Raw genomic sequence first — 11,317 nt, forward strand, 5'->3', positions numbered from 1 at the left:
CTAGCCCCCGACGTTGCCGAACATGAACTGGAACACGATGGGCCCGAAGAGCACCATGAACACCGTCGGGAAGATGCAGGCGATGAGCGGGAACAGCATCTTCACCGGGGCCTCGCCGGCCAGCTTCTCCGCGCGCTGCGTGCGGTCGATGCGCATCTGCGTGGACTGGATGCGCAGCACCTTGCCCAGGCTCGTGCCCATCTTGTCCGCCTGGATCAGCGCCGTGACGAACGTCGTCAGCGACGGCAGGTCCACGCGCACGATCATGCTCTTGAGCGCCTCTTCACGCGTCTTGCCCATCTTGAGCTGCTTGAGCACCAGCTGCAGCTCCTCGCGCAGCGGACCCTGGCGGCCCTTCTCCACCACCTTCGCCAGCGCGCCCGTGAAGTCCATGCCCGCTTCCACCGACAGCGTCAGCAGGTCCAGGTTGTACGGAAGCGCGCGGCTGATGGCCAGGTGACGGCGCTTGACCTGATCGTTCAACCAGATGAGCGGATAGAACAGGCCCAGCAGCATCACCAGCAGCGACCAGGCCAGGTTCATCCCGATGCCGTTGACGACGAACAGGCCGGCCAGGAGGGCGAAGAAGGCGCTGATCTCCTGCAGCGCCATGATGTCCTCGGGCTTGTACTGCGACGGCTCGCCCGCCTTGATGAGCTTGCGGCGCGTCTTGGACTCATAGCCCGGCCACATGAAGCGCCGGTTCATCGCGCCCAGCTTGCGGATGGCGACGGAGCCCGCGCCCTTCACGCCGCCCGCGGACTCGTCCCGCACTTCCGACAGGAAGCGCTCCAGGACGTTGGAGTACAGGCCGATGCCCAGGAACGCGACCGCGCCCGCGGTCAGCAGTGCCGAGCCGCCCATCAGCAGAAATGTCAGGACTTCCTGCACGGTGCGCCTCGTTTCAGATGTCGATGTTGACGATGCGCCGGATGATTAGGATGCCCATGATCTCCATGATGGCGATCAGGGTCACCAGCACGTAGCCGAAGAAGTGATTCATCATCGGCTCCATCAGGTCCGGCCGCATGTAGTTGAGCACCATGCCCAGCACCGCCGGCATGGCCGCGACGATCCATCCCTGGAGCTTGCCCTGGGACGTCAGCGCGTCGATCTTGCCTTCCAGGCGGAAGCGCTCGCGGATCACCGTGGAGATGGTCTCGAACATCTCCGCCATGTTGCCGCCCAGCTGGCGCGCGATGTTGGTGGACACCACCACCAGCTCCAGGTCGTCGCTGCCCACGCGCTTGCCCATGTTGATGAGCGCCTCTTCCAGGGGCACGCCCAGCTTCACTTCCTTCACGAAGAGGCCGAACTCCTGGGACAGGGGCGGCATCGCTTCACGCGCCACGTGCTCGATGGCCTGGGGGAACGTGAGGCCCGCCTTGAACGCGTTGGCCATGGCCTGCAGCGCGTCCACCAGCTGCACGTTGAACTTCTTGATGCGGCGCTTGCGGTAGTGCTTCACCAGCAGCATCGGCAGGAAGAAGCCGAAGATGGTCGAGAGCACCGCCAGGATGGGGTTGAAGACGATGTAGCTGAGGATGCCCAGAAGGCACATGCACGCGATGTTGAGGATCAACATCTGCCGCGCGTCGATGAAGAGGAACATGTCGCTCAAGTCGTTCATCGACTTGGCGACGTACCGCTCCTGGTACTGCTCGTACGCCTTCGACAGGACGCTGAAGATCACCAGGCTGAAGAAGAACACCGAGCCGGTGACGAGGAGGAGGACGATACCTGCGAGCATGGGCGCGAATCCCCGGGGGATGAGGGAGGGGTCGGCAGGGCCGCTTCAGCTTGGGAAGCGGCCCCGCGCGCGACGACTACGGAGAGCCGGCCGAGGCCTTCTCGCCGCTGCCACTGCCCTTGATGATCTGGATGATCTCCCGGCGCTTCTGCTCCAGCACGCGGGTGCGCTCGCCGGACAGCAGCGTGCTGATGGTGGCGCGGCCGCGCTCCTCGATGAGGTCCACGTCGTCCTCGTTGCGCAGCGACAGGGTCAGCTGCCCCAGCTCCGCCGCCAGCACCAGGATCTCCGCCTCTTCCGGCAGCACCATCAGCGACACGTTGCTGTACTCGCGCTGGTTCTCCGGGATGAGGTTGATGTTCGTGGTGCCGGTGATCTTGCCCGTGGCGACCACGATGATGTTCTGCAGCAGCGTCACGGCGACGCTCTCGTCCGTCTGCGGATCACGGAACGTGCCGATGATGTCCACGTGGTCGTTGGGGCGGATCCACCCGCCCACGGACGTGGTCTGCTTCGCCTCGATGGTGATGGCGCGCGCCTTCTTCTGCACCTTCGTGGACAGGCGCTCGGCGGCCTTCGTCGTCTCGAACTGGCTCCAGAGGATGGGGTCGCCGGCCTGCAGCGCCACCAGCACCTTCTGGTTCACGATGTAGTTGGCGGAGTCCGGCTTCACCACCGACGAGGTGACGAACTGCTCCGGCACGGAGCGCTGGGAGATCATCTCGTACGTGATGACCGAACCCTCGGGCATGTCCTGGCCCGCCACCACCACGGGCACCAGGTTCCACCCGCGGCGCACATCCGATTCCTTCTTCTTGATGGCCGAGTAGGCCACGATGCCGGCGAGCAAACCGAGCACCAGTGCGACGACGAGCGGGGTCTTACCCTTCAACATGGTTCAAGGTCCTCCAGAACGGTGGGGCGCCGTCGTGGCGGCAGGACAGCTTTGGACGAGGGGGCGATGCCAGGGCGCGAACGGGGCGGAATGTTATCCATGCCCCACGGCGGGTGTCAAAACCACCTCTCGTGACAAAGCGGAATCCCGGGACACCCGGGGCTCGCGGCGCCTGCCCGCCCGGCAGGGAGGACGGCGCGACACACGGGCCTGATCCGCGGCCTTCCGTCCCTCAGGGGAACGGCAGGTTCAGCACGAAGTAAAACGAGTCGTAATAAATCTGATACGCCTCGAGGAACAGGTCGATGACGTTGGTCTGCTTGTCCTCGTTCCAGCGGATCTTCACCGTGGCGCCGATGACGAGCCCGACGATCAACACCCAGTTGATCATCGAGTACTCCACCATGGCCTGGCCACGGCGGATCCGGCGCTGGGGGCGCGGCGACGACTTCGTGGGGGGGGTCACGGGGGGAGCGTGCACGTCCGACGTCATGTTCCCATTATCCAGGACCCGGGCCCCGGACGCATCGGTCATGTGGACTGCCGCCCCTCCCCTACTGCGCGGGCTTGGAAGGAGCGGCCTTGGCCGGAGCCGACGCGGGCGCCGCGGGAGGCGCGGCCTGACGCAGGCGGCGCTGGGCCAGTTGGGCCGCGCTGGAGCCGGGGGCCTCGGTGATGATCTGCCCGCAGACGGCGGCGGCCTCCCGGTCGCGGCCCTGGACGGACTCGGACTCGCAGAGCCTTGAGAGCAGCGCCAGCCGCTCGCTGCCCGTGGCTCCGGCCGCGAGCGCGGCGCGCAGCAGCTGCGCTTCCCGGGCACGGTCGCCCTGGTTCGCGGCGGCCTGGGCCTGGGCGGACAGGTCGCGCGACGTCATCGCCTCGTTGGCGGCGGACTTCTCCATGGCCTTGGGCTTCGCGGCCTGCGCGCGGGCGGACTCCTTCCGGGGTTCGGCGGACGAAAGCGTCGGGGTCGCGGGCGCGGGCTGACGGCTCAGCGCGCCCGTGGCGGCGGGAGCCATGGCCTCGGCCATGGGCGCGGAGGCCACGGGAGGAGGAGGCGGCGACGGGGGCGAGCCAGCGGACGCGCCTTCGGCATCATCGTCCATGGCGAGCCCACGGCCATAGGACGCACCGCCCAGGCGCAGGGAGTCGTTCTTCGCGACCTTCCCCTTGTCGGTGCTTCCACCGGGTGCGCGCCGCATCGCCGGAGCGTCCTTCATGGCGAGGGCGCTGTCGGCCTCCTCTTCCTTCGGGGACGGCGCGGACACCTCCTGCGCGACCCCGGCGGCCGGGGCCTCTTCGAGCGCCGCGAACTCATCCGCGTCCCGGACGGCCTTGGACACCTTCTTCCTGGGCGCGTCGGCGTTCGCGCTGCGCCGCTCCAGCATGGCGCCCCCACCGCCCGCGTTCATCCAGTCCGACGGACGGGCCTTGGCGGCCGCGCCCTTGCGCTCCGCCTTCTCGTCCTGCACGAGCGCATCCATCGGCTCGGGCGAGGCCGCCGCCACGGGCGCGCTCGCCGGGGGCATCACGGCGCGCGGGGCCGGAGACTCCTCCGCCTTCTGCTTCGCCGCCTCCATCGCGAGGGCGGGGGCCTTCTGCGACAGGTTCGGCTCCAGGTGGACGTTCTTGCTGACCGCCAGCGTGAGGATGCCGAAGGTGCTCACCGTGGCCAGGCCCACCGCGGGCAGGAGCCAGCGGCGCCAGCGCGAGGGCTTCGGCTCGGGTCCCGCGGCGGCGCGGCGCGCGGACTGCTGGGCGTACGCGAGCAGCGACTCCAGGCCCGCGTCCGGCGCGGGCTCCGACGACAGCTGCGCCATGGTGGTCCGCACGCCGCGGATGTCCGCCAGCGCCTTGGTGCAGCGCGCGCAGCCCTGGACGTGCTGCTCCAGCGACTGGGCCTCCGACGCGGGCAGCTCGCCGTAGGCGAAGTCGAGGAGCCGGTCCTCGTGCGCGTGGGCATTCTGGGCACTCATCCCGCCACCGTCCTTCCATCCTCCGACAGGTCGCCATCCACGCCCAGCTCACCCAGGCGGCGGCGCAGGCCCTCCAGCGCGTAGCGCATCCGGCTCTTCACCGTGTTCTCGGACACGCCCGTCACCTCGGCGATCTCCTTGAACGGGATGCCGCTGTACTCACGCAGCACGAACACCTCGCGCTGCTCCTCCGGCAGGCCCGAGAGGGCCCGCTCCAGCAGGGGCCGCAGGCGCGCATTGTGCGCCCCGCGCTCCGGACTGGCGCCGGCATCCGGCAGCCCCTCGCCCAGCGGACGTCCCTCGTCCCCGTCGGTACCCGCCGCGGGGGCTTCCAGGGACGTCGCCTGGCGGTAGCTCTCTTTGCGCGTGCTGTCCACGCAGAGGTTCCTCGCGATGGTGTACAGCCAGGTCGTGAACCGGGCCTTGGGCTCGTATTCCCGGGCGCTGCGGACCACCTTGAGCCACGTCTCCTGCAGCACGTCCTCCGCCCGTGCCCGCTGCCCCACGAAGCGCAGGATGAAGTTGAACACCGGCGCGCGGTGCTTGCGCACCAGCGCTTCGAACGCGCGCGCGTCTCCCGCCTGGAAGGCGAGCATCAGCTGCTCGTCTGAGGTTTCGGGTGCCAAACTTCCCCCAGTGCCCATGAAGCCACGGGTGCCATCCCCTTCACCGCCCACGGCCTGTAACGGACAGCCGTGCGCGAAAGGTCTATTCCGGCCGTGGCCGCCGGTAAGTGGCGAGAATGACAGGGACCGCCACCCCTGTCACCAGAAGTGCCTGCGCGAGCAATACGGCCGGCAGCGGGCGCTGCACGTGCACGTACAGCGAGCGGCCAAGCCCCACCCCCAGGAGGACGCCTGTCAGCGTGCGCAGCCAGTTGGAACCGGATGCGGGCCGGAAGCGTCCCACCGCCCAGTCCACCAGCGCGGGCAGCGTGAGGGCCAGCACGACGGGCACGTCCCACGCCCACTGGAGCGGCGCCTTCAGCGCGAACAGGCCCAGGAACACGGCGGCGAGCACGGGGTACGTGCCCAGGCACCGCGCGCACACGCGCACGCCCGCGAGCACGTACGTGCGGTTGTACTCATCCGGGTGATGATGGCTGAGCCAGAACACCGGCACCTCCTGCGGACGCGGAAACAGCGGTCCCGTCCTGCGCGTTCCGCGAATCCGCCTCGGCCAGGAAGCACGCGGCGGCGTGGCCTCCCCCCAGCGGATACAGCGGCGGCGACTCGCGCCGGCAGCGGTCCATCGCATGGGGGCAGCGCGGGTGGAACGCGCAGCCGGTCGGCGGTGACAGGGGCGAGGGCGGCTCACCCGGCAGCAAGAGCCGCGCGCGGGGACGCTCCGGGTCCGGCACCGGCACCGCGGACAGCAGGGCCTGCGTGTAGGGATGGCGAGGCCCGGCGTACAGCGCGCGCGACGGCGCCACCTCCACGATGCGGCCCAGGTACATCACCGCCACGCGCGTGGACACGTACTCCACGATCTTCAGGTCGTGCGCGATGAAGAGGTACGTGAGCCCGCGCTCGCGCTGCAGGTCCACCAGCAGGTTGACGATCTGCGCCTGGATGGAGACGTCCAGTGCGCTGATGGGCTCGTCCGCCACCACCAGCTCCGGACGCAACGCGATGGCACGTGCAATGCCGATGCGTTGACGCTGGCCGCCGGAGAACTCGTGCGGGTAGCGGCTGCGCGCCTCGCGGGGCAGTCCCATGGCGTCGAGCAGCGCCAGCACCTCGTCCTCGCGCGCCCTGCCCTTCGCGAGGCCGTGGATGGCGAAGGGCTCCGCGAGGATGTCCCCCACCGTCATGCGCGGGTTGAGCGACGCGTACGGATCCTGGAAGACGAGCTGCATCTGCCGGCGCAGCGGCCGCAGCTCGCGCTGCGACAGGCCGGTCAGCTCCCGCCCGGCCACGCGGATGGAGCCAGCGGTCGGGTCGAGGAGGCGCAGCACCGCGCGCCCCAGCGTGCTCTTGCCGCAGCCGCTCTCCCCCACCAGGCCCAGGGTCTCGCCGCGGGCGACGTCGAAGGACACGCCGTCCACCGCGCGCACCGTGCCGCGCGTCCGGTCCAGCCAGCCGCCGCGCACCGGGAAGTGCACCTTCAGGTCGCGCACCTGCACCAGGGGTTCGCTCATGGCGCGGGCACCGGGTGGTGACAGGCGGCGGACTGGCCTCCGCGCTTGGGCTCCAGCACGGGCGTCACGCGGGCGCACAGCTCGGTGGCGCGGTCGCAGCGGTCGCGGAACGCGCACCCGGACGGCAGCGCGCCCAGCGACGGCACCATGCCGGGGATGGCCTTGAGGCGCTGGCGCCCGCCCTCCGCCGCCGCGCCCGCGTCGTGCAGCGACGGGATGGAGCGCAACAGGCCCGCCGTGTACGGGTGCGCGGGCCGGGCGAACAGCTCGCGCACCGGGGCCTGCTCCACGATGCGGCCCGCGTACATCACCACCACCGCGTCACAGCTTCCGGCCACCACGCCCAGGTCGTGGGTGATCAGCATCACCGCCATGTGGCGCTCGGCCTGGAGGTGCTTGAGCAGCTCCAGGATTTGCGCCTGGATGGTGACGTCCAGCGCGGTGGTGGGCTCGTCCGCGATGAGCAGCGCCGGGTCGCACGCGAGCGCCATGGCGATCATCACGCGCTGGCGCATCCCACCGGAGAGCTGGTGCGGGTACGCGTCCACGCGCTCGCCGGGCGCCGGGATGCCCACCTGCCGGAGCATCTCCACCGCGCGCTCGCGCGCCTGCACCCGCGTCGCGCCCAGGTGCAGCCGGACGCCTTCGCCAATCTGCTCGCCCACGGTGAACACCGGGTTGAGCGACGTCATGGGCTCCTGGAAGACCATGGCCACGTGCCGGCCGCGCACGCGCCGCATCTCCTTCTCTGGCAGGGCCAGCAGGTCCTCGCCCCGGAAGCGCACCTCGCCGGCCACCACGCGTCCAGGTGGCTGGGGGACGAGCCGCATCACCGACAGCGCCGTGAGGCTCTTGCCGCAGCCACTCTCCCCCACCACGCCCAGCGTGCCGCCGGGAGGGACGGTGAAGGACACGCCGTCCACCGCGCGCACCGTGCCACGCGGGAGCGACAGCTGGGTGACGAGCCCCCGCACGTCCAGCAGCGGGGACGGCGCGACGCCGGTCACTTCTGGGCCAGCTCCTCCAGGAACTCCGCCTCCTGGATGAGCCCCTTGCGGATGAGCAGGCGGATGAGGCTCGCGACCATGCGCGCGGGCTTCACCTTCTCCGTGTCCAGGCTGGCCTCCTCGCCGCGCGAGATGCGGTCGATGTCGTCCAGCACCGCCAGGTCCTCCTCGGAGAAGTCCGGCTTGGGCGTGAGCGCCACGGACGGCTTCGAGCCCTGCGCGGCGCCGCCGAAGAGCACCACCGGCACGCGCGGCTTGTTCGGGTCCTCCGGCTCGGAGGGCGGAGGGGGCGGCGGCCGGGCGGCAGCGGGAGGCGGCGGCGGACGCGGGGCCTTGGGACGGGGCTTGGAGCCCAGGATGTCCTCCAGCACCTCCGCGCCGTCGACGCCCGAATCATGGGGCGGCGGCGGGGGCAGGTCCCAGTCCAGCGCTGGCGGCGCGGGCGGGCGCGGCGGCGCCGGGGGCCGGGCGGCGGCGGGAGGCGGCGGCAGGATGTCCGGCGAATCGTCCTCGTCCATGTCCATCGGTTCAGCCTCCACGATGTCCAGGGGCTCGCCCCGGCCGCGCGCGAGCGCCTGCTCCATGTCATCCGACGCGGCGACGAACACCTTGAGCTGCTTGCGCAGCTGGAAGCGCAGCTCGTCCACCAGCGTCAGGTTGCCCGGATCCTCCACCGCGACGTGGATCCGCTCGCTGCGCCCTTCCTGCTCCGACGCGAAGAGGAGCACCCGGTGCTCGGTCTGGAAGTCCATGGACACCAGCGAGGACACCGCGTGCGGGATGTACTCGGGGATCTCCACGAAGGGCAGCGCGTGCTGCGCCGCCAGCGCCCGCGCGATGTCCCGGCCCGTGCACAGGCCCATGGACATCAGCACCTCGCCCAGCTTGCGGCCCTGGCCGCGACGGCCGGAGGCCAGGGCCTGCTTCACCTGCTCGTCCGTCACCACTCCGGCCTGGACGAGGAGTTCACCAATCTTCTTGCGCATGGCCGGGGGCTACCGCTTGACCTTGGCGAGGTATTCCTCGCGGGAGAAAACGCCCTTCTCGATGAGCAGCTCCACCATGGCCTTCAGCGCCGCGACCTCCTTGCGCTGGACCTCCTCCACGCTCTTGAGCAGCTCCGCGGGGCTGCCGGAGGCGGCCGCACGGGGCGCTTCCGCCGGGGGCGCCTGACGCGGGGGCGGCGCGGCGGCGGGCTTGGGGGACATGGCCACGGCGGCGGCCGGGTCCAGGTCCTTGAGGTTCTTCACGACGGTGCGGCCCTGCGCGTCCACCACCTTGAAGTTGGTGTCCGCGTCCTCCAGCTCCGCCGTCTCCTCGTAGAGGCGCGCGAACGCCCGCGCCACGGAGGTGCGCCCCGCCACGTTGGCCACGATGCGGCACTTGGACAGGGCCCGCAGCTCGTCCAGCACGCGGACATTGAGCGGGTCGGACATGGCGACCACCAGCGTCTTGCCGTCGTCGCGCAGCTGCAGCGGCACGACGGAGAAGTCGCGCGCCGTCTGCGCCGGAATCTTGGCCTTCACGTGCGGCGGAACGGCCTGCACGGCGTCCAGGTTCACCGCCGGCATGCCGAGCTGCTTCGACAGGGCGCGCACGAGGATGTCCTCGGAGACGAGGTTCATCCGGACGAGGATCTCGCCCAGCTTCCCGCCCCACTTGGCCTGCTCGGCGAGCGCCGCCTTGAGCTGGCTCTCCTGCAGGACGTTCGCCTTGATCAGCAGTTCTCCGAGCTTGATCTGTGCCATGTCGTGCGCGCCATAGTACCCGGTTTGCGCCGGGGCGCTGCCTTTCGACGCCTGGATGCTCAGGAACCCGGCGCGGGGGGTGGGGGCGACACCGGGTCCCCCGAGCGGACCTCCTGGCCCCGCGCGTCGACGTCCACCACCTTCGCCCCCTCGGGCGGCGCCAGCTCGTAGAGCGTCAGGTCCGGGCGGCCGTTGAGGCGGATGTCCGTGTACTTCAGGTCCAGCTTCGTGTCCGCCGTGGAGGCGATGAGGTGCACCTTGCCGGGGAAGAGCTGGTCGCCTCTCGGCTCGAAGTCCTCGAACGCCAGGTCGTAGCCCGGCACGCCCCGGACCTCGCTCTTCACCACGCGCAGGTGCTTGGGGTCCACGCGCAGTGTCTGCGTCGCGGGCCCCCGCTGGAGCTTCAGCACGTACACCCGCTCCTTCTCGTCCAGCTCCAGGGTCATGGACTCCGGTGGCAGCAGGGGGACCTGGCCCAGCATCACCGCCACCAGCTCCTCGCTCGGCAGGACGACGGGCAGGAAGCGGGACACGTTCTCCGCGCTCGCGGGGCCCTGGAGGTACGTGTTCTCACGCGCCTGGTAGACGCCGAAGCGCTCGCCGTCGGAGACGAGCGAGGCCACCGGGCGGTTGAAGAAGTCGTACGTCTCCAGGTGGATGAGTGCCGGGCGGGTGATGGAGAGGTACGTGGAGAGGGTGCCGCTGCCCTGGGGCGAGTCGACGTGGAGCTTGGCGTCGCCCTCCAGGTTCACGACCTTCGCCTGCCGCTCGCGCACGTGCTGGTAGAGCGTCTGGGCGTCCTCGATGCGGCCCTCCGGACCGAACTCGAGGCGTTTGGGGCAGGCCGAACAGAGGAGGGCCAGGAAGATTGCGGCGGCTGCGCGGTTCATATGTCCTAGTGTGAGCCAGGGCCGCCTGCCCGGTCATCCATCATGAATCTGAACGATCTACTTCATTACCTTCGCCTGGGCGGCGTCACCCTCGCCCTCCTCCTGGGCGCCTCCGTGGTGGCCCTGGGCGTGGCCATCGAGCGGCTCATCGCCCTCTGGGGCGTGAGCGAGCGCTCCCGCAACCTGGGGGAGATCGTCCAGAAGCACCTCCTCCGGGGGGACGTGGCCGCCGCCCGCACCGCCGCCGAGCGCTCCGACGCCGTGGCGGCCGACATCTTCCTCGCCGGCTTCGACCGCTGGGAGCGCTCCCGCTCCACCGGCGGCAACGGCATCGAGTCCGCCGTGGAGCGCGAGCGCGCCCAGGTGGGCCTGAAGCTGCGGCGCAACCTGTGGCTGCTCGCCACCATCGGTTCGACGACGCCCTTCGTGGGCCTCTTCGGCACCGTGGCCGGCATCATGCGGTCCTTCAAGGACCTGGGCGTGGACGTGGAGGCCGGCGGCACCGGCGGCTCCGCGGCCGTGATGACGGGCATCTCGGAGGCGCTCGTCGCCACCGCCGTGGGCATCCTCGTCGCCGTGCAGGCGATGGTCTTCTACAACTACTTCCAGGCCCGCCTGTCCCGGGTGCTGGTGGAGCTGCGCCTCCTGGGCGACGAGTTCGTGGAGGTCCTCAAGGAGCGCGCCGCCGGCGGTGCCCTGCCGGAGTCCACGCCCTCGCGTGAGAGCGCCACGCCCCCTGCCCCGCGGCCGGATCCGCAGCCCGCCTCGTAAGGAGAGACGCCCACCATGGCCATGGGAAAGACGCCCGGCTCCGGCGATGACGAGCTGGAGGGCGCGGGCTTCGCGGAGATCAACATCACGCCGCTGACGGACGTGATGCTCGTGCTGCTCATCATCTTCATGGTGACCAG

The 11,317-nt window shown here is 70.3% G+C and carries 14 protein-coding genes; 2 read left to right on the forward strand and 12 right to left on the reverse strand.

The genetic code is table 11. The annotated features are described in order from the left end of the window. The 12 genes from JYK02_RS12150 to JYK02_RS12205 form a co-directional block, all read right to left on the reverse strand. On the reverse strand, positions 1-891 hold the full coding sequence (locus tag JYK02_RS12150; RefSeq protein ID WP_207051078.1) for a type II secretion system F family protein: 891 nt from the start codon (positions 889-891) through the stop codon (positions 1-3). A gap of 13 nt (positions 892-904) precedes the next feature. Then, entirely contained in the window at positions 905-1,750 is an 846-nt protein-coding gene (locus JYK02_RS12155; protein WP_207051079.1) for a type II secretion system F family protein, read from the reverse strand. 76 nt (positions 1,751-1,826) lie between these two features. Continuing rightward, on the reverse strand, positions 1,827-2,645 hold the full coding sequence (cpaB, locus tag JYK02_RS12160) for a Flp pilus assembly protein CpaB (RefSeq protein WP_207051080.1): 819 nt from the start codon (positions 2,643-2,645) through the stop codon (positions 1,827-1,829). 232 nt (positions 2,646-2,877) lie between these two features. Then, the gene (locus JYK02_RS12165; protein WP_207051115.1) at positions 2,878-3,138 is read right to left on the reverse strand and encodes a hypothetical protein; all 261 of its coding nucleotides are present in this window, start codon (positions 3,136-3,138) and stop codon (positions 2,878-2,880) included. 61 nt (positions 3,139-3,199) lie between these two features. After that, entirely contained in the window at positions 3,200-4,621 is a 1,422-nt protein-coding gene (locus JYK02_RS12170) for an anti-sigma factor family protein (RefSeq protein ID WP_207051081.1), read from the reverse strand. Further along, on the reverse strand, positions 4,618-5,265 hold the full coding sequence (locus tag JYK02_RS12175; RefSeq protein ID WP_207051082.1) for an RNA polymerase sigma factor: 648 nt from the start codon (positions 5,263-5,265) through the stop codon (positions 4,618-4,620). The genes JYK02_RS12170 and JYK02_RS12175 overlap by 4 nt, the downstream gene beginning before the upstream one ends. Before the next feature lie 64 nt (positions 5,266-5,329). After that, on the reverse strand, positions 5,330-5,737 hold the full coding sequence (locus JYK02_RS12180) for a DUF2085 domain-containing protein (RefSeq protein WP_207051083.1): 408 nt from the start codon (positions 5,735-5,737) through the stop codon (positions 5,330-5,332). Further along, positions 5,706-6,761 (reverse strand): ABC transporter ATP-binding protein, encoded by a 1,056-nt coding sequence (locus JYK02_RS12185; protein WP_207051084.1) that lies wholly within the window; start codon positions 6,759-6,761, stop codon positions 5,706-5,708. Before JYK02_RS12185 ends, JYK02_RS12180 begins: the two co-directional genes overlap by 32 nt. After that, a complete protein-coding gene (locus JYK02_RS12190; RefSeq protein WP_207051085.1) occupies positions 6,758-7,768 on the reverse strand; it encodes an oligopeptide/dipeptide ABC transporter ATP-binding protein in 1,011 nt (336 codons plus the stop codon). The genes JYK02_RS12185 and JYK02_RS12190 overlap by 4 nt, the downstream gene beginning before the upstream one ends. Continuing rightward, the gene (locus tag JYK02_RS12195) at positions 7,765-8,754 is read right to left on the reverse strand and encodes a general secretion pathway protein GspE (RefSeq protein ID WP_207051086.1); all 990 of its coding nucleotides are present in this window, start codon (positions 8,752-8,754) and stop codon (positions 7,765-7,767) included. Before JYK02_RS12195 ends, JYK02_RS12190 begins: the two co-directional genes overlap by 4 nt. Before the next feature lie 9 nt (positions 8,755-8,763). Next, entirely contained in the window at positions 8,764-9,516 is a 753-nt protein-coding gene (locus JYK02_RS12200) for a general secretion pathway protein GspE (RefSeq protein ID WP_207051087.1), read from the reverse strand. 59 nt (positions 9,517-9,575) lie between these two features. Continuing rightward, on the reverse strand, positions 9,576-10,406 hold the full coding sequence (locus tag JYK02_RS12205; RefSeq protein WP_207051088.1) for a DUF4292 domain-containing protein: 831 nt from the start codon (positions 10,404-10,406) through the stop codon (positions 9,576-9,578). A gap of 42 nt (positions 10,407-10,448) precedes the next feature. Here JYK02_RS12205 and JYK02_RS12210 point away from each other — a divergent pair, with 42 nt between their 5' ends. Beyond that, complete coding sequence (locus JYK02_RS12210) at positions 10,449-11,177, forward strand: MotA/TolQ/ExbB proton channel family protein (RefSeq protein WP_207051089.1); 729 nt, start codon at positions 10,449-10,451, stop codon at positions 11,175-11,177. Between the two features lie 15 nt (positions 11,178-11,192). Next, a partial coding sequence (locus tag JYK02_RS12215) for a biopolymer transporter ExbD (protein WP_207051114.1) occupies positions 11,193-11,317 on the forward strand: 125 nt, incomplete at its 3' end.

This window comes from Corallococcus macrosporus (genome assembly GCF_017302985.1).
GTDB classification, from domain to species: Bacteria; Myxococcota; Myxococcia; order Myxococcales; family Myxococcaceae; genus Corallococcus; species Corallococcus macrosporus_A.